The organism is Candidatus Latescibacterota bacterium (assembly GCA_020633725.1).
GTDB lineage: Bacteria > Krumholzibacteriota > Krumholzibacteriia > JACNKJ01 > JACNKJ01 > VGXI01.
In genome coordinates, this window is record JACKDC010000006.1 from 140,795 (window position 1) to 164,598 (window position 23,804).

Below are 23,804 nucleotides of genomic sequence, written 5' to 3' on the forward strand. Positions count from 1 at the left end.
TTACCCCTGCTCGTCCGCGACAGCGAAGGGGGTTGGTCATGCGCAGCATCCTGCGGATGCTCACGGTTGCATTCCTGTCGGCACTCCTCCAGAGCACAGGCGCCTTGGCGCGCGATCCGGCCCCGCCGGGGCCGGGCGCGCTGCCGCTCCTGGCGGCGGAGGCGCTCAGCGAGCGCGTCGACACGCTCTTCCTCTTTGCGGCCTCGGGCCCGGGCAGCGTTGGCAGTCCCGGCACCGACGCCCGCGGCTTCACCTTCGACTACAACGGAGGGCCGGCCGAGGCGGGCTGGTTCGGCGTGGACCTGACCGTCGACGATGGCCTCTGGTGGCACGTGGCCACCACGTCGATCTGCGCCGGCACCGGCACCGACATGAGCGCCGCGCTGCCCTTCGACACGGGCGACACCGTGAACGACTACGCGCTCTGGTGCGGCGGCCACGACGTCTGCAGCTGGGTACACACGTCGGGCTACGGTCTGGGCTGGGACCAGTACGCGGTTCTCGATCTGTCCGGGCATCCCGTCGACACCGCCTACACGGTCAGCTTCGCCTATCGCAGCGACTTCGAGGGCGATGGCTACGACTGGTTCGAGCTGCGCGCCGAGGTGGATGACCAGTGGGTCACCGTCTACGAGGATCAGACAGTGCGGGACCGTACCTACCGGGAACTGTCGATCGACGTCCCCGCGGGCACGCTCGGCGGCCCGGGCGCCAGCGCGCGCGTGGCTTTCTATTTCCACTCCGATGGCGCCTGGTGCGATGAAGACGGCCTTTTCCCCACCGAGATCGGCGCGGTGTGGATCGACAACTTGCGTGCAAGCGCCGACGGCGCGGAGGTCTTCGCCTCGGATTTCGAGGACGGTCTCGTACCCGCCGGCCTGAGCTTCGGGGCCGGATCCGGGGCAGGCGACTGGGCTGCACTGCGGGCCGGCGTCGCGCAGCCCGAGGGCGACCACGACAACGGCGGCTGGTTCTGGACCTTCTTCGACCCGTCGCTCGCGAATCCCGACTACCCGGACGGCGTGGTGCCCTATGGGCCGCCTTATCTATTCGACATGATCGAGAGCCCCGATCTCGCGGTGGACCAGAACGGCGCACCCTACGTGTGGCAGGACGGCGACCACCTGTTCGTCGAGGCGTGGATCTACGACGACATGCCGCTGGACTCCTGGATCACCAGTCCGCTGCCCCAGGTGGCGGCGATCACGGCCGACGGTTGCACGCGCGCCTGGCGCTCCAACGTCACCATCACCTTTCCGCCGGGGGTCGTCGGCTGGACCCAGGTCGGCTACGACATGACCAGCGATCTGCTGAGCTCGGCGGACGGCGAGCCAATCGTCGGCCTGCGCCTGCGGGCCTCGGGTGTCCGCGACGTGGCGGGAATCTGGGGTCCACCCTACGGCGAACACGCGGCGGGACCCTTTGTCGACAACGTGAGCGTCTACGTGTCGCGCGCCACGTCTACCGAAGTGGGCGAGGCGCCGGCCGCCACCGCGCTGCGGGGCGCCTACCCGAACCCGTTCAACCCGTCCACTACCATCGCCTACAGCATGGCGGAGGCGGGCCGCGCGAGCCTGAGCGTCTACGACCTCGCCGGGCACCGCGTGGTGACGCTCCTGGACGGTCCAGCGGAAGCCGGCGCGCAGCAGCTGCGGTGGGACGGCCGCGACGACGCCGGCCGTCGCCTCGCCAGCGGGGTCTACCTCGTCCGCTTCGAGGCGGGCGGCGTGCGCGAGGAAGAGAAGCTGATCCTCATCAAGTAGCGAGCTTGTGTCCTCTCGCGCCCCGCTTCGAAGGGGCGCGACCCGGACACAAGGCTCGCTCGCGTGGCAGCGCAGTCGGTGGACCGGCCCCGGGGGCGGGTCGCCAGGGGCTTCACCCAGCGCGCGCGAAGTGCTAGCATTGCCGGCCGGACGGCGGCGCCCGCCCCGTCCGGCCGTTTCTCGTTCATGCGGACGGTTTTCGACCGGCTCCTGCGGGAGGATCCCCATGCCTCGCAGACTTCTGACCCTGACCCTCACCCTGGCCGTGGCCCTCGGCGCGGCGCTCGCCCTCGGCGGCTGCGAGCAGCGCCGGGTGAAGGAATTCAAGGCGGCGCAAAGCCGTCTGGCCACCGACCCCCACGCGCTGGACGGTCATTTCAGGGCGAACGTCACGCTCTGCCGGACCATCAGCCGCAAGAGCGGCTATCCCATCGGCGCTGGCACCGAGTTTGAAATGCGGGAGAAGAGCCAGGTGGAGGCCCTCGTGGAAGTGGCCGACGTGAAGCCTGGCGAGGTGAACATGTTCCATCTCGTCTGGATCAAGCCGGGCGAGAAGGAAGTCTTCCGCCGCTACGCCGAGGTGAAGGTAGAGCCCAGGGAGTCCGGCTACGAGGCCGTCATCCAGTGGAAGAAGGCCGACGACCTCCACTATCTCCGCACGGAGACCCAGGAGGTGGAGACGCCGTCGTTCCGCCTCGAGATGAGCCTCGACACGTCGCTGAAGCGCGATCGCGAGCCGGGCGACTGGAGCTTCCGGGTCTACTTCAACCGGGAGCTGCTCATCGAGCAGCCCTTCACCCTGTCGGGAGCCTAGCGGACCCACTCCGAGCGCGGAGGTCCGGCATGGATCGGCAGCGCCCTCGGGTGCCGGCCGTCCTGCCGGCGACCCTGGTTCTACTCGCGTGCACGTCCGCCGCGGCCGGCGCGGTGCCCATCTTCAATCCGCCCGACTACATCGACGTCCCCGGCGAGCAGGTGCTCTCCCTCACCGCCGCCGACTTCAACCTGGACGGCGCGCCCGACCTCGCCCTCGTCAGCTACCAGAGCGACTCGCTCACGGTGCTGCTCAACGACGGCACCGGCTCCTTCCTGCCGCCGGCGAGCCTCTACGCCGGCGACGGCCCCAGCAGCATCGCCATCACCGAGATCGACGGCGACGGCTACCTCGACCTCGCCGTCGCCAGCTGGGACGACCAGCTCCGCATCTTCACCGGCTACGTGGACGGCGTCTTCCGTCCCGGCCCCAGCTTCCCCACCGGCGACAACCCCTGGAAGCTCGCGACCGAGGACTTCGACGGCAACGGCCGCCTCGACCTCGCCTGCTCCTGCCTGGGCGGCGCGCCGGCGGTGTTCAACGTCTTCCTCAATCGGGGCGGCGGCGACTTCGAGACGGTCACCGTGCCCACGGTGTCGGGACAGCGCGGGATCGTCGCGGCCGACATGAACGCCGACGGCTGGCCCGACCTCGTCTTCGCGGCCTACGCCACCGACCAGCTCGCCGTCCACCTCAACGACGGCAGCGGCCACTTCGGCCCCGCGCTGACCTACGCCACCGCGGACAAGCCCTACGACCTCGCCGCCAGCGATCTCAACCACGACGGACACCCCGACCTGCTGCTGATCCACAAGGACATCGACCGGCAGATCTGGGCCATCCCCGGCCTCGGCGGCGGCCTGCTCGGCGCGCCGATGGTCTGGAACGCCTCGCGCGACATGGACCAGCTGCTGCTCGTCGACCTGGACGACGACGGCGACCAGGATCTGCTCGTCACCTGCTCGGCGGCGGCGGACGTGGGCATCCTGCTGCAGCCCAACGGCCCGGTCTGGGATCCGCCCTTCTTCCAGGAAGGCGGCGCCGGGGCCTACGCGCCCGCGGCGGCCGACTTCGACCGCGACGGCGATCTCGACCTCATCGTCTCCAGCTACTGGACCAACCGGCTCGCGCGCCTTCGCAACACGACCTACGTGGTGCCGGTCACGGTAAGCGACCTGCGCAGCGAGGTCGCGCCGGGCGCGGTGAACCTGAGCTGGCAGTCGCTCGGCGCCGACGGCGACTTCCGCGTGGAAGTGGAGGGCGAGTCCGGTTTCACGCGCGAGCTCGAAACCGAAGCGCTCCCCAGCGGCGCCTGGCGCGCGCGCGACAGCAGCCCGCTGCTCCTGGCCGGCGGCCGCTGGCGCTACCGCCTGCTCGGCCGCGAGCCGGGCGAGGACTGGGCGGAACTGCGCACGCTGACTCTCGACCTGAGTGCCGCCGTGGCGTCGCTCGCCCCCACCTGGCCGAACCCGTCGCGCGGCGCAGCCCGCGTGGCCTTTCTGCTCACTTCACCCGGCAAGGCCACGCTGGACATCATGGACACGCGCGGCCGTCGCCTGCGCCGCCTCGTGGACGCGCGCCTCGCCGCCGGTCCCCAGGAACTCACCTGGGACGGACGCGACAACGTGGGCCGCGAGCTCCCGGCCGGCGTCTACTTCGCCGTGCTGCGCAGCGCTGGCGTCAGCCAGAGCCGCCGCATCGTGCTGATTCGCTAAGGCGACCCGCCCCCGGGGGCGGGTGGGGTCCAGTCATCTCCGCCTCGAGACGCGTGATCCCGGAGCGACACCCGGGCGTCGACGACCAGGCTGCACGCAGCGGGGCGAGCAAGGCTCTCCACCCCGGAGTACAGCCCCGCGCGATCGCCAGAAAACCAGATGCCGCTCTTGCAGTGGATACCAATGTATAGTATCTTGCGTGGGCCGTCAAGGTGCTGAGCGGGGAAAGAACCAACCCGCCCCCGGGGGCGGGTTCGGGCTAGGCCCCGCCCGCCGCCGCTGCCTGCGCTCCGCCGAGCGCTGCACGAATCGTTGCCTCAACCGCTGGCGCGGCCTTGAGCCAGCGCAGGCGGCAGCGCGGGTTCGACGTGGCCCAGTCGCGGAAGAGCGCCGCCGCGGCGGCGGGCGCGAGCGTCGGCACGCCGCGGAAGTCCAGCCACAGCTCCGAGAAGTCGGAGAGGCCCGCCATGAGTCGCCGCACCTGGTCGGGGGTGGCGAGTCCGTCGCGCGCGCCGGGGAGCAGTTCCACCGGCACGCGGGTTCGGAGCCCGCCCCCGGGGGCGACCTGCTCGGCGCGCACCGCGTCCAGCGTGTCGTCGCCGGTGAGGCGGAGCTCCAGCTCGAGGGTCGTGCCCGGCAGCGCCGCGGCCTCGGCCATGGCCCAGCCCGCCCGCGCGGGACGGTACTCGAGGCGAAGGCCGTTGGCGGTGGCCACGAAGTGGTCGGCGGCGCGCGCCGCGAGGAGCAGCGACGCGCCCGCGGCGCCCTTGCAGAGTTCGAGCGGCGCCTGATTCGGATCGTCCAGGGCCCTGTCGTCGGACAGCTTGCGGAAGAGGCCCTGGCCGTCGTCGCGCACGGTGAGCTGCAGCCCCCCACCTCGCCGGGTGAGCGCGAGCATCACGGCCGCGCCGCCGGCGTGGCGCACGGCGTTGTCCACCAGCGCGGTGAGGATGAACCGCAGCACGGCCTCGCGCGGCGTGGGCAGCGCGCCCAGACGCGGTGCGACGAGGTCCGTCCAGACCTCCTCGGCCTGGGGGCGCATGGCCAGGGGCAGATTGAAGCGATGCTGCCGTTGCACCCGGGCCGCATAGCGCCGGGCCTTGGTGTTGCCCCGGCCCTCGATCAGCCCCTCGGCCTCGAGGGCCTGGAGGTGCGCGTGCGCGCTCTGGCGCGTGATGCCAAAGCGCTCCTGCACCTGGCGGCTCAGGCCGGCGGGGTCCCGCTCGATCTGGTCGAGAATGAACTGACGAATGCGCTCTGTCCGCGCCCTGATCATGCTTCCGTTGTAAGTCTGGGTGGCAATCCCGTCAAGAGATTGTCAATCCCGAGGCGAGCGGTGCTCCTCCACCGCGAAGACGAAGCGCGACCGCCCTTCGTGGTCTGGACAGATTGTCAGGCTGTCGGCGCCGGCCGGCCACTCGGAGAGGATGGGTGTGCCGGAGTCGGACGTCATTGTCAGTATTCGTGAGTTCGGCGGCGGGTTGCGGAGGACGTCCGGGTTGAACGCGTCCCGCGGCACCAGGGCCGGCAGGCGGGTTGTCAGTCCCAGGGTCGCCGCCTCGGGGCCTACGAGTGCGCGGCAGGCCGTCCCGTCGGCGAGAGGCGCGGCGAGACGGGCGCCGGCGTCGCGCAGAGTGAAGGTCGGCGTCGCTCGCTCCCCGGCCAGCAGGGCCAGCGCCACCAGTGGCACGAGCCAGGGCAGCAGGGCGCGCCGGCGCTCGAGCCGGCCCGCGGGCAGGAGTCCCGCGCGGCCCAGGCCGGCCCAGATGAGGAGCAGGGTGACCAGCCCCCAGGCCGGCGCCCAGTAGCGGCCCACGGACGCCCAGACCGGCCCGGCGTCGTAGCGTCCCAGCGCGTGGAAGACGCCGGCCCAGGCCAGGGCATCGAAGGGCTCGAGGCAGACGACGAGCCACCCCAGCAGCAGGCCGGTCACCAGCATGGCGGGAGCTCGCAGCGGGCGGCGTCCCAGCCAGAACAGGGCCAGCGCCATCGTCGCCACGAAGAGCAGCGCGGCCAGCGCCCGCAGGCGTTCGTCGGGGAGCGGCGATCCCATGACGGAGCGGAAGCGTCCCGCCCAGAGGGCCAACCGGCCGGGCAGCACCAGGGCCAGCGCGAAGGCGGCCACCAGCAGCCCGGCCAGGTCGACGCGGCCGACGAATCGCCGTGGCAGGGCTTCGCCGTCGGCCAGGGCCCGCCAGCCGCGGGCGGCCAGCAGCGCCAGCGCGGGCAGGAAGACCACGAAGCGCCGGTCCGCGGGATTCATGAAGACGGCCTGCGTCAGTCCCCCCATCACCAGGACGGTCAGCGCCTGCGCCGAGGGGCTCAGGCTGCGGGCGTTCAGGCCGAGCGCCCAGGCGCCGAGCCCCGCGAGCACCAGGAGCGCCGCGGTCTGGTAGAGGAAGGGCGTGGGCATGGGGAAGTAGGCCAGGTTGGCGAGGAGGTCCACGGGCGAGGCCGGCAGGTTCTCCTGGCGATAGAGATGCTCCAGCGCCGACAGCTCGGCCGGATGCCGCAGCCCGAAGCCCAGCCGCGCCACGCCCCAGCTCAGCGCCGCGGCGAAGGCAAAGTTCACGGGCGCGAACCAGCGCTCGCGCGCCGGCGCCGCCAGTACGGGGCCGCCGCCCGGGGGGAAGGCCATGCGTGGAGCGCTAAGCCGCAGCGCGATCCAGAGCAGCGGCGGTCCCGCGACGACGACGCTGAACTTGGCCGACAGCGCGAGGCCGAAGGCGAGCCCGGCCAGGGCCGGCCGGCGAAAGCCGGGCCGCGTGATCCCGCCCAGGAGCCACCAGGCGGCGGTCACGCCCAGCACGGCCAGCGGTTCGGGCATGGCCAGGCGCGCGTGGATCGCGAAGGGCAGGGCCGTGGCCAGCAACAGGGGGGCGATGGCCGCGTCCCGTGGACGCTCCCGCCGCGCGATCAGCCACAGCAGCAGCAGCGTGAGCAGGGCCGCCACGGCCGAAGGCGCGCGCGCGGCCAGCAGCGTCACCCCCCCCAGCGCGAAGCTCGCCCGCCAGATCCAGGTGGCCACGGGCACGGCGAGGCCCTGGTTGTAGTCGTCGGTGACCCAGTGGCCGAAGAGGGCGTGGTCACGGGCCTCGGCGGTCCACCAGCCCTCGTCGGTGATGAAGTCGCGCCAGGCCAGGCGCGAGGGGTCGGCGTCCAGGTGCACGAGGAGCGTCAGGACGGCGACGGCGATCAGGATCCAGGGGATGACGCGGGCCATGCCCCGGTTGTAGGGGTGGCGGTCAAATGCGGCAAGGGCGAAAAAGCGAGGGAGATTCCGCGGGACGGGCAAACAGGCGTCTCAACCCTCATCGCTCGGAGAACGCCATGGACATCCACCTGCGCCGGCTCGTCCGGCCCCTCGCCGCGGCATTCCTGGTCGCGGCCGCGTTGCCCGCGCCGGCGCTGGAGCTGCTTCGCTCCACCCTGGACGCGGGCGGCGGCGCCAGCGCCGGCGGCGCCTTCGGCCTGACCGGCAGCATCGCCCAGTGGGACGCCGCCGCCGAGGCCGTCGGCGGCGAACTGAGCCTGCGGGGTGGCTTCTGGGCCCCGGGGGCGGCCTCGACGGCGGTGCCCGGGGACGAGACTCCCCGCATCACGCGGCTGCTCGCTCCGGTGCCGAATCCCTTCAACCCGAAGACCGCGCTGAGCTTCGACCTCGCCGCCGCCGGCCAGGTCTCGCTGCGCGTCTACGGCGTCGACGGGCGTCTGCTGCGCGTGCTGGTGGACGAGCCCCTCGCCGCCGGGCCGCACTCGCTGTTCTGGGATGGCCGCAACGGCGCCGGCGTCGAGCTGGCCAGCGGCATCTACTTCATCCAGATGCGGGCGCCCGGTTTCGCCGCCGTCCGCAAGGCAGTTCTGGTCCGCTAGGCGCGGCCCGCACCCCTCACCCACGCAAGGAGCTTCCGATGCGAGTCGCAATCCTTCTCACCGCTTTGCTGATGGCCGCGCTGCCGGCCTTCGCGCAGGTGCCCGCGGGCACGGCAATCACCTACCAGGGCGAGCTGGCCGAGGCCGGACAGCCGATCGACGGCGCCGTCGACCTGAAGTTCACCGTCTGGGACGACGCGAACGCCGGCGCGCCCGCCAGCGCCACGCTGCAGCTGGACAACGTCGACGTGGCCGGCGGCATCTTCACCGCGCAGCTCGACTTCGGCGCGGGCGTCTTCACCGGCGAGGCCCGCTGGCTCGAGATCGAGGTGCGCAGCCCGCACGATCCGTCCGACAGCGAGCCCTTCACCGCGCTGAGTCCGCGCCAGGCGGTCACGGCCGCGCCCTTCGCGTTGAACAGCCTGAGCGACGGCCACTGGACGTCCAGCGGCAGCGCCATCACCAACACGAACAGCGGCTTCGTGGGCATCAACCGGAACTACCCGATCACGGGCGCCGAGGTCTTCGGCGTCCACTCGCCGAACACCTCCAACTACGGCGGGATGTACATCGACATGGCAGGCGACGGTCTCCCCTTCTACGGCTACAAGACGCCCACCAGGACCGGCTGGACCTTCATGGACGGATCGACGGGTGACTGGTACCTGCACCTGGGAGGGTTGGACCGCCTGGCGGTGACCTACGCAGGTGACGTCGGCATCGGCACCACCGCCCCCGAGCAGAAGCTCGATGTGAACGGCACCATCCGCTCGCGCACCGGCGGCGTCATGTTCCCCGACGGCACGCTGCAGACCACCGCGGCGGCGGGCGGCGCCGGCGACGGCCACTCGCTCGACGCCGACGATGGCAGCCCCACGGACGTGGTCTACGTGGACAACGCCGGCACCACCACCGTGTCGGGCTTCCTGGGCGTGGGGCGCAGCACGAAGATCTCCGCTGCCGAGGCCTTCGGGATCCACTCGCCGAGCACCAGCAGCTACGGCGGCATGTACATCGACACGGCCGGCGACGGCCTGCCCTTCTACGGCTACAAGACGCCGAGCAGCACCGGCTGGAGCTACATGGACGGCGCGACGGGCAACTGGTACCTGGTCCTGAACGGCCTTAACAGTCTGGCAGTGACTTCCGCTGGGAACGTCGGCATCGGCACGGCAGCGCCAAGCTACCGCTTTGACGTGCGGAGCACGGACCCTAGCCTCAATGTCGCGCACATCGGTCGTGACGCCGCGGCGGCCTCGGGCTCGGACCTGTTCGAACTGCAGATGGACGCGGCCTCCTCCCCGACGAGCCAGTACATCGAGGCGCAGCTCTCCAACGGTGACGTCAAGTTCCGGGTCAATGCCGACGGCAACGTGACCGCCGATGGCGCCTTCACCGGCGGCGGCGCGGACTTCGCGGAGATCGTCAAGGTGGAGGCCGGCGCGACGAGCGTGGAGGCCGGCGACGTGATGGTCATCGACCGCGGCGCCCGGCGCGGCTTCGCCATGGCGTCGGGCGCGCGCTCGACACTGGTGGCGGGCGTCTACAGCACCCAGCCCGGCGTGATGGCCTCCCCGCGCGACTGGGACGCACTCGACCGCAGCCTGAACGGCGCGAACGCGGACGGCGAGAACGCCGCGACCCCCGTGCTGGAGCTGGCGCGCCAGGTGGACGAGGTGCCGCTGGCGGTGGTGGGCATCGTGCCGTGCAAGGTCAGCGCCGAGAACGGTCCCATCGCCGTGGGGGACCTGCTGGTCACCGCGGCGACGCCCGGCCACGCCATGCGCGACGACGCGCCCGCCGTGGGCACCGTGCTGGGCAAGGCGCTGGAGCCGCTGCCGTCCGGCCGCGGCGTCATCGAGATCATGGTCACCCTGCAGTAGGCGAGGAGCGACGCCATGAGCCACGGCATCCGCTTCGCGCTGTTCCTGTCGGCGCTCGCCCTGGTGGAGAGCCCGGCGGGGGCGGCGCCGGTCATCGCGAACGGCGGCTTCGATGACGAAGTCCCCCGCAACGTGGAGGGCGGCGGCTGGAACAGCGAACACATCGACGGCATCGGCGGTTGGTACTCGTGGCAGGGAGCGCCGGCGCCCAGCTTCCGCCTCAACGAGGCCGGCTCGCCGAGCAGCGATCCCCGCATCTGGCAGACGGTGGACGGATTCGAGATCGGGCAGGCCTACACGCTCTACGGCGACTACGCGCTGGGCGTCGCCTACGGAGCCCCGGCCAACTCGTTCGAGGTGCGCGTGGACGGCGTCACCGTGCTCAGCCTGGGGCCGACGACGGCGCAGCAGCAGGGCGGCACGGTCTTCGAACCCTTCCAGGTGACCTTCATCGCCACGGCCACGAGCCACGTGATCGAGATCGCCGCCGAGTGCAATGGAAGCGATCACGACTACTTCGTCGACAACCTGAGCTTCGTGGAACCCACGGCCACAGCGCGCTCCAGCTGGGGCGCCGTGAAGTCGCTCTTCTGATCACCTCAGCCCGAAGGACGCCGGACATGCGAACCCGTTGCCTGCCGCTCTTGCTGCTCCTCTCCCTGCTCGTCTCCTGCGGCAACGACGCCGGCCCCGCCGGCCCCGGCGACACGCCGCCGCCGGAGGTCCTGCCTCCCAACCCCGACGGCATGCTGCTCGAGGGCGCGCCGGGCGACGACGCGCGCGGCGCCACGGTCTTCCTCTCGCCCAGCCCGGTGGCGCCGGCGGACATCCAGGGGCATCTGCTCACGACGCGCCTCGCCGCGGCGATCGCGCCCGGCGCCACGGTGGCCGCGGTGAACGCCGCCCTCGCGGCCGAGGACGCGGCCATCGTCTCCATGAACGCCGACGACCCCTTCGTGTTGCTGGCGATCGACGCCGTGGCCGACCGCGCCGAGGGTGAAGCCCGTGCGGCGGATCTCGTCGCCACGGGCGCTTTCAGCTACGCGCGGCCGGGCTACATGAGCACGCCGCTGATCCCGTCGGCCGCGGCAGGCGATCGCGACTACCCGGACGACGGCGCCCTCGCGGGGGCACCGCACCTGATTCCGGCCCGCATGCCCGCAGCCTGGAACCTGCGCCGCGCTGCCAGCAGCCGCGGCACCCTGATGGCGCCCGGCTGGTACGCCGACGTCCCCGGCTACTCGGAGGTGCCGCAACTCGAATTCGTGGAGGACGCCGGCGAGGCGCTCTTCCCGGATGACCCCTTCTACCGGGCGGGCAACCTTGGCTTCTACTATCTCGGTATCGCCGCCGCGAACTGGGATTACGACCCGCTCACCAGCCCGCACACGGGCGCGGATCCGGTGGCCGAGGAGCGGCTGGACGTCGTCGCGGTGGACACCTACGGTCTCGACGACTGCGAAGCCTTCGGACCCATCGTGCTCAACCTGCCCGTGGGCGAGCCCGTCGTGCTGCTGAGCACCAGCACTTACGACGACCCCGAGGGCGACTTCTACAGCTACCTCCACCGCGCCTGGGCCGCCCTGCGCTGGCGGCGGCTCGTCTACAGCTCCATCGGCAGCCCGGGCTTCATCCATGTGGTGTCCGCGGGCAAGACCGGCGAGTCCGACGCGGTGATCAACGACGCCGCCCTGAACAGCTGCTACGGTTTCGCGACGGCGCTGAGCCTGCCGGGCCTGGCCTCGCTCGATGCGACGGAGGAGGAGGCCGCCGCCTTCCAGGCCGCCTACGACGCGGACGTCGCCGCGCAGCCACTCATCGCGCAGCCGCTGACCAACGTCCTGCTCGTGGGCAGCAGCAACGCGATCGGCGAGGAGTCGAGCTTCTCCACTCCGGGCAGCGAGGTTCGCATGGTGGGCGAAGGGGTGATCGGCCCCTGCCTGGTGGGCGAGGACTGCAACGGCGTCTCGGTGACCATGGACGGCACGGCCGGCGCCGCCGCCCAGGTGGCCGGCCTCGCCTGCTACCTCTGGCACCTCGACCCGCTGCGCTCCATGCCGGACCTGCTCCTGCGCCTGCAACACGCCTACTCGGCCAGCGGCGCGCCGGGGATCCTCGACGCGAGCATCGCGGCCCTGTCCCTGGACACGGCGGTGAACGACCTCATGCGCAAGACCCTGCTGGACGTCTCCGGCCCGCAGGCCGTGCCCGACGGCGTCTTCGACGAGGACGACATCGAGGAGTTTCTTCAGGCCTTCGAAGCCTTCGCGGGCGCGAGCCAGCCCGACTACTCGGTCTTCGATCTGAACGGCGACGGCTGGACGGCCGGCCCCGGCGGCGCGCGCATGGACCTGGACGCCAACGACCTGCCCGGATTCAGCACGGTCCAGCAGGTGATGGAAGGCGAAACGGTGAGCTTCGACGAGACGGACGTCACCGACGAGGAAGTGCTCTGCTACTACGCCTACTCGCCGCTCTACGCGGGCGCCGAGGGCACGCGCCGCGACCTGCTGGGCGGGCACTGCGGCGCGGGGCAGCCGGACGAGACGCTCTACCAGGCCTCGGTGGATTGCTACTACAGCGTCAACGTCACCAACGGGCAGTCGGGCGTCTACGAGTGGGCGAACGAGCGGGAGGAGTACGACATCCTCAGCTTCGGCCAGTACGCGACCACGCTGGATTCGACCGTGACGGTGGGGAGCTGCGAAGCCAGCGCCCTGTGCAGCATGGAGGCCTCGCTCCAGCGGGCGGCGGGCGGCGTGGTGACCCTCTCCACCGATCTGCTGGTGGACCTGGGCATCCAGTGGGCCCAGGGCGTGGACGACGTCGACTCCTACGGCAGCAGCGAACTCGTTGTCTGGCTCGAGCTGACCGGCGAGTACACGCTCGTGGTGAACGGCAGCGTCAGCGTCGAGACCCCCCCGGACAACGGCTCGTTCTACACCTACGTGAGCATCACCCCGCCCGCCAGCGGCGGCGACTGGTCCCTGCCCGACAACGGCTACTGGCATCGGGACAGCTCTGTGGACGACCCGGGGACGGTGCTCATCGACGGCGCGACGGCGATCATCCCGGACGGCACGAACCGCGTGATCATCCGGCTCTATGCGAATACCTCCATCTACGACAACACGGAGGTGGGCGGCCCGGGGACCCTGACGAGCGTGGCGAAGGTGGAGAACCTGCAGCTCACCCTGACGCCCACGAACCCCGGGCGCTCCGGCGTGCGGGTGATCGCCCGGTAGGGGGTGCGCCAAAGCGCAGCCGCTCCGCTATGGAGGCGCCGGCAGACCTCTCGTATCGCCTCTTCCTAAACAAGATCGTCTATGCTAGTTTGTCCGGGCCGCCCCGCCCCGAGGGCGACATTCCGCGCGCGCCTTACAGAAATGAGAGGCTATCGATGAGTCACCTGCTCTGGTCCTCGGTCGGCAAGAAGCTGCTGACGGGCATCACGGGCTTCCTGCTCATGGGCTTCATCATCGCCCACCTGCTGGGAAACCTGACCCTCCTGATCGGGCCTGCCGCCTTCAATCACTACGCCCACTTCCTGGAGACGCTCTTCCACGGCTGGGCGGTCTACGTGTTCGAGGTGGGGCTGATCGCCTTCTTCGTCACCCACGCGGCGGCGGCGGTCACCGTGGCGGTGGCGGACAAGGCCAAGGCGCGCCCGCAGGCCTACGCGAAGAAGGAGGACGCGGGCTTCACCAGCCGCATGAGCTTCTCCTCGAAGTCGATGATCTACACGGGCACGCTGATCGCGCTCTTCGTCATCTGGCACGTGAAGAGCTTCAAGTTCGGCGGCGCGCTGCCGATCCCCGACGGCCACGGCGGCGAGATCAAGGACCTCTACAGCGTCGTGGCGGCGGCTTTCGCCCAGCCGCTGATCGTGGGCATCTACGTCGCGATCATGATCCTGCTCGGCCTGCACCTGCGCCACGGCTTCTGGAGCGCCTTCCAGAGCCTGGGCTGGACGAACAAGCGCTGGCTGCCGGTGCTCGAGACCCTCGCCATGGTCTTCGCCGTGGTGATGGCCTTCGGCTTCCTCGTGATTCCCATCATCATGTACTTCACCGGCGGTGACGCCGGGGTGCATCACCTGAGCGCGGGAGGTCGGTGATGGCCGTGACGCTCGACGCACGAATCCCTGCCGGACCCCTGGCCCAGAAGTGGGAGCGCCACAAGCAGGACAACCCGCTGGTGGCCCCCGCCAACCGCCGCAAGTACACGGTGATCGTGGTGGGCACCGGCCTCGCCGGCGGCGGCGCGGCCGCCACGCTGGGCGAGCTGGGCTACAACGTCCTGAACTTCTGCATCCAGGACACGCCGCGCCGCGCGCACAGCGTGGCCGCCCAGGGCGGCATCAACGCCGCGAAGAACTACCAGGGCGACGGCGACAGCATCTACCGGCTCTTCTACGACACGATCAAGGGCGGCGACTACCGCTCGCGCGAGGCGAACGTCTACCGCCTGGCCGAGCTGAGTACGAACATCATCGACCAGTGCGTGGCCGCGGGCGTGCCCTTCGCGCGCGAGTACGGCGGCACGCTGGCCAACCGCAGCTTCGGCGGCGTGCAGGTGTCGCGCACCTTCTACGCGCGCGGGCAGACGGGCCAGCAGCTGCTGCTGGGCGTCTACAGCGCGCTGATGCGGCAGGTGAAGGCCGGCACGGTGACGCTCATCCACCGCCACGAGATGGTGGACCTGGTGGTGGCCGGCGGCAGGACGCGCGGGATCATCGCGCGCGATCTGGTGACGGGCGAGCTGAAGCGCTACGCCGCCGACGCGGTGGTGCTGGCGACGGGCGGCTACTCGCCGGTCTACTACCTCAGCACCAACGCCGTGAACTGCAACGGCACGGCGATCTGGCGCGCCCACAAGCGCGGCGCGCTGTTCGCGAACCCCAGCTTCACGCAGATCCACCCCACGGCGATCCCCCACGCGGGCGACTACCAGTCCAAGCTCACGCTGATGAGCGAGAGCCTGCGCAACGACGGCCGCGTCTGGGTGCCGAAGAAGCCCGGTGACAATCGGCCGCCGGACCAGATCCCCGAAGCCGAGCGCGACTACTACCTGGAGCGCCGCTATCCGGCCTTCGGCAACCTGGTGCCGCGGGACATCGCGAGCCGGGCGGCGAAGGTGGTCTGCGACGCGGGCCAGGGCGTGGGGCCGAGCGGCTATGGCGTCTACCTCGACTTCGCCGACGCGATCCAGCGCCTGGGCGAGGACGTCGTGCGCGACCGCTACGGCAACCTCTTCGACATGTACGAGGAGATCACCGCCGAGAACCCCTACAAGGTGCCCATGCGCATCTACCCCGCGCCGCACTACACCATGGGCGGCCTCTGGGTGGACTACAACCTGGAGAGCACGATCCCGGGGCTCTTCGTTGGCGGCGAGGCGAACTTCAGCGACCACGGCGCCAACCGCCTGGGGGCCAGCGCCCTCATGCAGGGCCTTGCGGACGGCTACTTCATCCTGCCGCGCACGGTGGCCAACGCGCTCGCGAAGACCAAGCCCGGCGAGGTGCCCGCCACCGACGACGCGTTCACGGAGGCGGAGGCCGAGACGAAGGCGCGCCTGGAGAAGCTGCTGGCGATCAAGGGTTCGCGGACGGTGCGGGACATCCACCTGGAGCTGGGCAAGGCCATGATCCAGCACGTGGGGATGGAGCGCAACGCGGAGGGTCTCAAGGGCGCGATCAAGACCATCGGCGGCCTCAAGGACGCCTTCTGGAACGACCTGAAGGTCGTGGGCAGCGCCTACGAGCTGAACAAGGCGCTGGAGCAGGCGAACCGCCTGGGCGACTTCCTGGAGCTGGGCGAGCTGATGGCGCGCGACGCGCTGATGCGCGAGGAGAGCTGCGGCGGACACTTCCGCAGCGAGCACGCCACGGCGGAGGGCGAGGCCGAGCGCGACGACGAGAACTTCATGTTCGTCGCCGCCTGGCAGTGGGAAGGCGAGGGCCAGGCCCACACGATGCTGCGCGAGCAGCTGCAGTACGAGGACATCGAGGTCAAGACCCGGAGCTACAAGTAGGCGGAGGCGTCACGATGAGCGAGACCAGAGCGCTGAACCTGAAGATCTGGCGGCAGAAGGGCCCGGGCCTGCCCGGCAAGCTGGTGGACTACCGGATCGACGGCGTCCTGCCGGAGATGTCCTTCCTCGAGATGCTGGATCTGCTCAACGAGCAGCTCACGGCGCGCGGCGACGATCCGGTGGAGTTCGACAGCGACTGCCGCGAGGGCATCTGCGGCATGTGCGGCCTGAACATCCAGGGCGTGGCCCACGGCCCGCGCGGCGCCACCACCACCTGCGAGCTGCGCATGCGGCACTTCGAGGAGGGCGGCACGGTGACGGTCGAGCCGTTCCGCGCGAAGGGCTTTCCCGTGCTGAAGGACCTGGTGGTGGACCGCTCCGCCTTCGACCGCATCATGGCGGCCGGCGGCTACGTCTCCACGAATGCGGGCTCCGCGCCGGACGGCAACGCCGTGCCCATTCCCAAGGAAGCCGCGGACAAGGCCATGGACGCGGCCACCTGCATCGGCTGCGGCGCCTGCGTGGCTGCCTGCCCGAACGCGAGCGCGTCGCTGTTCGTGAGCGCCAAGATCGCGCAGTTCGCCTACCTGCCGCAGGGCAAGGCCGAGCGGCATCGTCGCGCGCTGGCCATGGTGCAGCAGATGGACGCCGAGGGCTTCGGCGACTGCTCGAACCACGGCGAGTGCGAGGCCGTCTGCCCGAAGCAGATCAGCATCGAACACATCGCGGTCATGCGGCGCGAGTTCTTCAAGGCGATGGTGAAGGGCGGCTAGGGGCTGACGCGTAGCGGCACAGCATGAAGGGGGGCCGGGAGGCCCTCCTTTTTGTCCCGGGCCGGAGGAGGGCCGCGCTTCCGCGCAAGCCGGTCTGGACGCTGGTGCCGGAGGAGGAGTCGGGCCGCCGTTGCCCGGCCAAGAAGGCGCCGCGGACATTACGCAGAATGCGTTACGCAAGCTGCGTAACCGTAACCCGCAGGCGGCGAGCCAGATAGGGTGGCGGACCCAGCACCGAGATCAGAGATCTCGCGCGGCGCGACAGCGACAATCCCCAAACCTGATATGATGGAGGCCTTGCTCACCCGGGAGGTCGCCATGCTTCGCCGTCTCACGCTTGCCGTCCTACTCGCCGCGCTCCCCGCGCTTGCCCCTGCAAGCGACGTGTCCACCCAGCCGCGCACAACCGATCACGGCCCCGAGGCCCTGCGCGCGGGAGCGCTCGCGCCGACACCGGCCGCCGAGCCCGACGAATCCGCCCCCGGGGGCGACCGCGAAAGCCTGCTGCTCTGGGACCACCACTACGACGACCCCATCTACACCAGTTGCGGCATCGCGGCCTACGGTGGACCGGTCTTCGCCGGCACCTTTCTCAACCCGCCGATGCAGGCGGAGGCCCGGGACCTGCTCACCGGGGCGCCGCTCTGGGCTTCCGCGGGTACGGAGTTCTACGTGGACGCCTGCCGCACGGGCTTCGTGCTGGCGGCCGTGGACTTCAACAACGCGGACTCGACGGCGGTGATCAGCGAGTGGCGGCCGGGCTCGGCCACGCCGCTGTGGAGCTACACCGTGCATCCCTGCCGTTCGCTCATCTACGAGGGCTGGGCGAGCCGCAAGCCGGTGCAGGTGGCCGACACGGGCGGCATGATCGCCGTGGCGCTGGTCATGTACACCGAGGCGGGACAGGAAGGTCGCCTCTTCGCGTTCGAACCGGGCAACGGGACGCCAGTCGTCGACTGGCCCTTCCCCTCGGGCAACGTGGTGGCCACCGCGCTCAGCGAGGACGGCCGCTACTGCGCCATGACCGGCTGGCCGACGGTCTACGTCTACGATATCGTCGCCGACGCGCTGCGCTGGAGCGGGCCCGCCGGCGCGGGCAATGACGCCCTCGCCATCTCGCCGAACGGCGACTACCTCGCCTGGGGGTGGAGCACGCTGAACGTCCGCCACTGGAACGGCTCCACCTACGGCGCGCACTACAGCGCGACGCCGGGCGGCGGCCTCTACGTGGGCCAGGTGGCCTTCGCGCCGGGCGACGCCTTCGCCGTGGCCTGGGACAACGGCAACACCACGCCCAACCAGGTCTTCGTCGAAACCTACACGCTCGCCACGCCGAACCTGATCTGGCACTACGACTACCAGGGCGAGCCGGTGAGCACGCATGTGGACATTCCGTCTACCATGCTTTACTCGCCGTCCGGCGCTTTCCTCGTGGTCGGCTCCTGGGGCGGCAGCTTTCCCGAGCTGCACGTGTTCAGGGTGAACAACCCCGACCCCGTGCTCACCGTCGATACCCCGGGCTCGATTTTCGACATGGATGTGGTGGACCACGAAGGCGCCGCCCTCGTCGTTGCCTGTGGCAAGAGCGTCCATGCGGGCACCAGCGGCCGTGGCGGCGACCTCTACGCCATCGAGGCGAGCAATCTCACCGCCACGAACCCGCCCCCGGGGGCGGATCGCCTGCGGCTGAGCGCCGCGCCGAACCCCTTCAACCCGACGACGAACTTCCGCGTCACCCTGCCCGCGCCCGGCCGCTGGACGCTGGCCGTCTATGACCCCGCCGGACGGCGCGTCCATGAGGTCGCGGGCGAGGGCGCCGGCGACTTGACGATCCCCTGGGACGCCACCGGCCACGCCAGCGGCGTCTACCTCGCGCGGCTGGAGGCCGGCGGCCAGGTGGCGACGACCTCGATCAGCCTGCTGAAGTAGCGCTCAGTAGAGCGACTTGATCCTGCTCCAGTTCGTCGGCTCCACGGCCGTGGTGCTGGCCGTGTAGCGGACGTTGTCCACCGACATGCCTCCCTGCGCCAACGCCGAGCAGGTGGTCACGAAGCTGTCCATCAGTCCCGAGGTCTGCACGACGCCGATGAACCCGATGGCATTCGAGTGCAAGGTGATCGTCTCGCCGGCCACCTGGAGTTGCCAGTTGTTGTCGTCGGTGTCGTAGTCGAAGCCGAAGGCCGTCACGGACATCGCGTTCGGGAAGCGCCACTCCATCTGCCGGTCGAAATCCCGGTAGTGGAGGCCCTGGGTGCCGTTCATGTACACGTCCAGGATCTGGATCGTGATCGGGCTGACCAGGTAGTTCAGCGCGAATCCGTGTCCGGTGCTGTACGGCAGATCGTAGGTGCCGGGGACGTCGCTCTCGAAGTCCTCCATGGCGATCGGCGGGACGGTGTACGCCTCCCAGGCCGCCGGGTCGGTGAAGACCAGCAGATCTCCCCAGACCTGATCGCTGGTGCTCAGGTTGTCCACGAGCAGGCCTCCCTGGGCGAAGGCGTCGCAGGTGGTGATGAACGAGGCGAGCGAGTACTCGCGATCGACGACGCCGAAGAAGCCCGTGGTGCTGGCCGGCAACGCATGGGACTGGCCGCGGATGATGACCTCCCAGTCGTTGTTGTCCGTGTCGTAGTCGAAGCCGAAGGCGTGAACGGCGGATCCATCCGGCAGCACCCAGAGCAGCTGGTTGCCGAAATCGCGGTAGTGCAGACCCTGCGTGCCGTTGATCGAGTTGCCCTCCACCACTCCGAGCAGCAGGGGTTCTCCCAGGCTGTCCAGAAGCACGCCATGCGCCGTCTCGTAGGGCGTGGTCTCATAGCCAGGCGACTCGGACTCGAAGTCCTCCATGTCCGGAGCGCCGTGCAATTCGGCCAGCCAGAGGTCACGGTTCGTGTAGACCTCCAAGGCGTTGCAGGGAAGCGCCGCGGCAAGCAGAACGGAAAAAAGTAGGAATTCGGGCAGAATCCCCACGAATAGCTTTCGTCTCATGACGAACCTCCCGGTGCCAGTGGGGTCACTAGCATTATGGACCCGGAAGTTCTGTCGAGCAAATCGACTGGGGCCGCGGACGGACGCTGCGTCGCGCGCAATCTCCCGGCCGGTGCCCGGTTCTTTCTCATGTTCGGGCACCCGACTTGCTTAAGCGCGCGGAGCACCCGAGGCGGGGAGCGCCGCAACTGAAGAAGCTTCAGCGCTTCTTCACCGAGCCTTCGAATCTTTCGAGGTTTCGTGGCGTAACTGTCTCCGGTGACCGGGTGTCTAACCCCACGAAGCGCCTGCTCAGCCAGAATCAGCGTCGAGGTCCATCATGCCCAGCCCATCTCTGCGCGTGGAAGTGGAGCGTCCAGGTGCGGACGTCGCCCTGCTCCGCCTCCACGGCCGACTCGCCGGCCCCACGGCCAGTCGGCGTCTCACGGATGTCGCCCACACCTTGCCGGTCGCGGTGCGCCGCGTCGTTCTGGACATGAACGGCGTCGAGTACATGGACGGCGCCGGCGTCGGCAGCGTGGCCCAGCTCTGCTGCGCCGCCCGCGGCGCGGGTCACCGCCTCGTGCTCGCCGGTATGAACCCGCGCGTGAAGCGCATCCTGGACGCCTCCGGCTTCCTGCCGATGGTGGAGCTGGCCGACAGCGCCGACGGCGCGCTCGCGGCCTCGCAGGGCGCGAGCCAGGCGCCCGTCGCCCGCGGCTGACGGCCGTGACCGAGCCCAACCCCTGGCTGCGCGTCAGCGCGACGGACTACGAAGGCCACATGGCCCATCCCGCCGTGGGGCAGCTCGGCTTTCTCGCCGATCTCTTCGAGGAATCGCTCCGCACGCTGCGCCCGCGCCGCATCGCCCTGCTGGGCTGCGCGGCGGGCAATGGCCTGGAGCGCGTGGACCCGTCCGGCGTGGCGGATCTGCTGGGCGTGGACATCAACCAGGACTACCTGGAACTGGCGGAAGCGCGGCACCGCGTGCGGCTCGGCCAGCGGCTGCGGCTGCGTTGCGCCAATCTGGACGACGCGGACGTCGCCGCGGCGCTGCTCACGCCGGGGAGCTTCGATCTCGTCCACGCGGCGCTGCTCTTCGAGTACGTGACACCCGCAAGGCTATTGCCCGTGCTGGCCCGCGCGCTGGCGCCGGCGGGACGGCTCGTGGCGCTGCTGCAGTTGCCAGTGAAGGGTCACGGGGCGATCAGCGTGACGCCCTTCACTGGCGTGAACGTGCTCGAGCCGCTGCTGCGCCTGGTGTCGCCGGAGGCATTCGCGGCCGCGGCGGCCCGCGCCGGCCTCGAGCTCGAGCACGAGGAGACCCGCACGCTCCCCGTGGGCAAGTCGTTTCGGCTCTCCCACTGGCGCCGGGCGTGAAAACGCCGGCGGCAGGCGCCGCCGGCTCACCCACAGATTACTTCCACGCCGCCTTGTGCTTCTTCGTGAACTCGCCCAGGTTGCGCGGCTCGCGGCCGATCAGCCCGCGGATGTCCCCGGCCACGGGGGCCGACGCGCCGCCGCGCATGGCGCCGAAGAGCATCGACATGTAGTCGAGCCCCTGCTCGGGCACGCCGTCGGCGGCGAGGGCCTCGCGCATGTCGTCGTCGCCGATGGGGATGTAGTTCACCGTGCGGCCGGTCTCGGTGGTGAACTTCTGGGCCACCGTCTCCCAGCTCAGCGACTCGGGGCCGGTGAGGGTGTACTCGCGGCCGGCGTGGCCGTCGCTGAGCAGCGTCACCGCCGCGGCCTCGCCGATGTCCTCCGCCGCGATGAAGCTCACCTTGCTGTCGGCGGCGGGCACCGTGATCTGGCCCTTCTTCACCATGTCGCCGAGGAAGCCCGGGTGAAAGTTGTCCATGAACCAGTTGGGGCGCAGGATGGTCCAGTCGATCCCGCTCGCCTTGAGCGCGGTCTCGACCTGGCCCAGCGGCGACTGGGGCGCGTGCTCCACGCCCATGGCCGTCATCAGGACGACCTGCTTCACGCCGGCGCGCCTGGCCGCGTCGAGGAGGCCGGTGAGCTTGGGCGCCGCTTCGGCGTCCATGGGGGCGCTCATGAGGAAGAGCCGGTCCACGCCCTCGAGCGCGGGCGCGAAGCTCTGGGGGTCGTTGAAGTCCAGGCGCACGGCGGTGACGTTCTCCGCCGGGGCCTGGTAGGCCTCGGGCTTGCGCGTGGCGGCGCGGATCTCCAGCTCGGGATCGCGCGCCGAGAGCGCGCGCACGGTGGCGCGCCCCACGTTGCCGGTCGCGCCGGTGATGAGGAGTGTGCTGTTCATGAAGGTCGCTCCTTCGTTGGGGTCACTTGTCGGGTCGGCTGTCATGGTCTATTCTAGTGCTTGCCGACGAAGCCACAAGTACCCACCATTTTCTGCCTTAGTATTGAAAAGGAAACCATGCAGGACTCGTGCTCGGATCCCGGTTTCTGTCCCGTCACGGCCACCATGGGCGTGATCGGCGGCAAGTGGAAGCCCATCATCCTGTGGTCGCTCTCGGGCGGGACGCGCCGCTTCGGGGAGCTGCGGCGGCACATCCCCGCCGTGACGCAGAAGATGCTCACCCAGCAGCTCCGTGAGCTCGAGTCCGACGGTGTGGTGCTACGCCGCGTGTTCGCGGAAGTGCCACCCCGCGTCGAGTACAGCCTCAGCGACTACGGCCGCACGCTGCTGCCCGTCCTGCGGGCCATGTCGCGCTGGGGCCGCAGCCACGCCGCGCCCGGCGCGCCCCGCAACGCCTAGCTTGTCCGCCCCGCCACGCGCCCACTATGTTCCCATCCTACTGACGGGAGGACGACGATGCGACCCTGGCCCCTGCTGATTCTCGCACTCTTCACGGTGTCCTGCGCCTCGAACGGGTCGCCCCCGGGGGCGGGTCCCGGCGCGCCCGGCACGCCGGCGATCCCCGAAGGCCGCCCGCCGCGGCTGGACGGCATCCTCGACGACGGCGAGTGGGACGGCGCGCAGGACGTCGCCCTGTCCAGCGGCGGCATGCTGTCGCTCATGCGCGACGGCGACCGCCTCTACCTCGCCCTCCGCATGGACAACAAGTACGCCGAACCCACGCTCTTCCTTGGCTACGAGGACGAGGGCCGCGTCGCCGTCTGCTACGCCGGGGCGACCTTCGGCACGGCGAGCTACCTGCGCGACGGCAAGATCTGGCGGCGCGAGTACGGCTACAGCGGCCTCAAGTCGATGCGCGAGGGCGTGGAGAGCCAGGCCGAGGCCCTGCGCAGCGCGGGCTGGACCGGCGCGCGCGGGCTGCACATGGGCGGCCGCCGGGCGGAATTCTGCGTGACGATCCCGCCGGGCGGCCTGCGCCTCGCCGTGGTGGGCGACGCGCCCCGCGGCGGCCACCGCGCCCCCCACTGGCCCCACAACGTGTCCGACGGCACGCTGGAGCGCGAGCTGCTCAGCGGCGTCGCGCCCGAGATCATGGAGTTCCAGCCGTCCACCTGGGCGGCGGTGACGATCCCGCCCGCGGCGCCACGGCCCGCGGCCGCCGCCGGCAAGCCCGCCCCCGGGGGCGGGCCGGTGCTCGAGGGCGCGTGGGAGGTGAAGAGCGTCCGCTACGTGTGGGACACGGGCGACGCCCTGATCGACCCGGCGCTGCCCGGGCTGTTCCTGTTCACGGGCGATCGCTACAGCTTCGCCTGGCACCAGGGCGCGGAGGCGCAGCCGGACTACGCCGAGCCCTGGAAGCCCACCGATGAGGAGCGGGTGTTCAGCTACAACGCGATCGTCGTGAACGCGGGGCAGTTCGCGCTGAGGGGCGACTCGCTGGTCACCTGGCCCTTCGTGGCCAAGACGCCCGAGTTCGAGGGCGGCGAGGCGCACTTCGCCTGGACCGTGGACGCCGACACGCTGTGGCTGAACGGCGGGCCGATCTGGAATCGCAAGGGCGTGCCGGACCCCGGCGCGGAGCGCTTCGGCATCGAGCTGCGGCTGGAGCGGGCGCGCTAGCGCAACGGGATCCGCGGGTGTT

19 protein-coding genes are annotated in these 23,804 nt (G+C 70.5%); 15 read left to right on the forward strand and 4 right to left on the reverse strand.

Annotated features, from left to right (window positions below):
• The first annotated feature begins 38 nt into the window (after positions 1 to 38).
• The 3 genes from H6693_13020 (at position 39) to H6693_13030 (ending at position 4,292) form a co-directional block, all read left to right on the forward strand.
• Positions 39 to 1,763 carry a T9SS type A sorting domain-containing protein gene (locus tag H6693_13020; protein ID MCB9517104.1) on the forward strand — a complete coding sequence of 575 codons (1,725 nt, stop codon included), beginning with the start codon at positions 39 to 41 and terminating at the stop codon, positions 1,761 to 1,763.
• Positions 1,764 to 1,989: 226 nt separating this feature from the next.
• The gene (locus tag H6693_13025) at positions 1,990 to 2,577 is read left to right on the forward strand and encodes a hypothetical protein (protein ID MCB9517105.1); all 588 of its coding nucleotides are present in this window, start codon (positions 1,990 to 1,992) and stop codon (positions 2,575 to 2,577) included.
• Positions 2,578 to 2,606: 29 nt separating this feature from the next.
• Positions 2,607 to 4,292 (forward strand): VCBS repeat-containing protein, encoded by a 1,686-nt coding sequence (locus H6693_13030; GenBank protein MCB9517106.1) that lies wholly within the window; start codon positions 2,607 to 2,609, stop codon positions 4,290 to 4,292.
• A gap of 259 nt (positions 4,293 to 4,551) precedes the next feature.
• Here H6693_13030 and H6693_13035 read toward each other — a convergent pair whose 3' ends face one another.
• Positions 4,552 to 5,568, reverse strand: coding sequence for a hypothetical protein (locus tag H6693_13035; protein ID MCB9517107.1), 1,017 nt, complete (start codon positions 5,566 to 5,568; stop codon positions 4,552 to 4,554).
• A gap of 42 nt (positions 5,569 to 5,610) precedes the next feature.
• Positions 5,611 to 7,515 carry a glycosyltransferase family 39 protein gene (locus H6693_13040; GenBank protein MCB9517108.1) on the reverse strand — a complete coding sequence of 635 codons (1,905 nt, stop codon included), beginning with the start codon at positions 7,513 to 7,515 and terminating at the stop codon, positions 5,611 to 5,613.
• Positions 7,516 to 7,622: 107 nt separating this feature from the next.
• Here H6693_13040 and H6693_13045 point away from each other — a divergent pair, with 107 nt between their 5' ends.
• The 8 genes from H6693_13045 to H6693_13080 all read left to right on the forward strand — a co-directional run bounded on the left by H6693_13045 (position 7,623) and on the right by H6693_13080 (position 18,786).
• A complete protein-coding gene (locus H6693_13045) occupies positions 7,623 to 8,165 on the forward strand; it encodes a hypothetical protein (protein ID MCB9517109.1) in 543 nt (180 codons plus the stop codon).
• Positions 8,166 to 8,203: 38 nt separating this feature from the next.
• Positions 8,204 to 10,048, forward strand: coding sequence for a hypothetical protein (locus H6693_13050; protein MCB9517110.1), 1,845 nt, complete (start codon positions 8,204 to 8,206; stop codon positions 10,046 to 10,048).
• Between the two features lie 15 nt (positions 10,049 to 10,063).
• Positions 10,064 to 10,642: a hypothetical protein gene (locus H6693_13055; GenBank protein MCB9517111.1), complete on the forward strand. Its 579-nt coding sequence runs from the start codon at positions 10,064 to 10,066 to the stop codon at positions 10,640 to 10,642.
• Positions 10,643 to 10,668: 26 nt separating this feature from the next.
• A complete protein-coding gene (locus tag H6693_13060) occupies positions 10,669 to 13,293 on the forward strand; it encodes a hypothetical protein (GenBank protein MCB9517112.1) in 2,625 nt (874 codons plus the stop codon).
• A 155-nt stretch (positions 13,294 to 13,448) separates the two neighbouring features.
• Positions 13,449 to 14,165, forward strand: coding sequence for a succinate dehydrogenase cytochrome b subunit (locus H6693_13065; GenBank protein MCB9517113.1), 717 nt, complete (start codon positions 13,449 to 13,451; stop codon positions 14,163 to 14,165).
• The gene (locus tag H6693_13070; protein MCB9517114.1) at positions 14,165 to 16,084 is read left to right on the forward strand and encodes a fumarate reductase/succinate dehydrogenase flavoprotein subunit; all 1,920 of its coding nucleotides are present in this window, start codon (positions 14,165 to 14,167) and stop codon (positions 16,082 to 16,084) included. The genes H6693_13065 and H6693_13070 overlap by 1 nt, the downstream gene beginning before the upstream one ends.
• Positions 16,085 to 16,098: 14 nt before the next feature.
• On the forward strand, positions 16,099 to 16,857 hold the full coding sequence (locus H6693_13075; protein MCB9517115.1) for a succinate dehydrogenase/fumarate reductase iron-sulfur subunit: 759 nt from the start codon (positions 16,099 to 16,101) through the stop codon (positions 16,855 to 16,857).
• A 318-nt stretch (positions 16,858 to 17,175) separates the two neighbouring features.
• A complete protein-coding gene (locus H6693_13080) occupies positions 17,176 to 18,786 on the forward strand; it encodes a T9SS type A sorting domain-containing protein (GenBank protein ID MCB9517116.1) in 1,611 nt (536 codons plus the stop codon).
• Between the two features lie 3 nt (positions 18,787 to 18,789).
• Here the strand turns inward: H6693_13080 and H6693_13085 are convergent, their stop codons facing one another.
• On the reverse strand, positions 18,790 to 19,845 hold the full coding sequence (locus H6693_13085) for a hypothetical protein (GenBank protein ID MCB9517117.1): 1,056 nt from the start codon (positions 19,843 to 19,845) through the stop codon (positions 18,790 to 18,792).
• 319 nt (positions 19,846 to 20,164) lie between these two features.
• Here H6693_13085 and H6693_13090 point away from each other — a divergent pair, with 319 nt between their 5' ends.
• Together H6693_13090 and H6693_13095 are read left to right on the forward strand one after the other, a co-directional pair.
• Entirely contained in the window at positions 20,165 to 20,548 is a 384-nt protein-coding gene (locus H6693_13090) for an STAS domain-containing protein (GenBank protein MCB9517118.1), read from the forward strand.
• Between the two features lie 5 nt (positions 20,549 to 20,553).
• Entirely contained in the window at positions 20,554 to 21,204 is a 651-nt protein-coding gene (locus H6693_13095) for a class I SAM-dependent methyltransferase (protein ID MCB9517119.1), read from the forward strand.
• Positions 21,205 to 21,241: 37 nt separating this feature from the next.
• On the opposite strand, the gene H6693_13100 is transcribed toward H6693_13095, so the two are convergent.
• Complete coding sequence (locus tag H6693_13100) at positions 21,242 to 22,102, reverse strand: SDR family oxidoreductase (GenBank protein ID MCB9517120.1); 861 nt, start codon at positions 22,100 to 22,102, stop codon at positions 21,242 to 21,244.
• 117 nt (positions 22,103 to 22,219) lie between these two features.
• On the opposite strand from H6693_13100, the gene H6693_13105 reads away from it, so the two are divergent.
• Positions 22,220 to 22,561: a helix-turn-helix transcriptional regulator gene (locus H6693_13105; protein ID MCB9517121.1), complete on the forward strand. Its 342-nt coding sequence runs from the start codon at positions 22,220 to 22,222 to the stop codon at positions 22,559 to 22,561.
• A gap of 57 nt (positions 22,562 to 22,618) precedes the next feature.
• The gene (locus H6693_13110) at positions 22,619 to 23,782 is read left to right on the forward strand and encodes a hypothetical protein (protein ID MCB9517122.1); all 1,164 of its coding nucleotides are present in this window, start codon (positions 22,619 to 22,621) and stop codon (positions 23,780 to 23,782) included.
• Positions 23,783 to 23,804 lie beyond the last annotated feature (22 nt).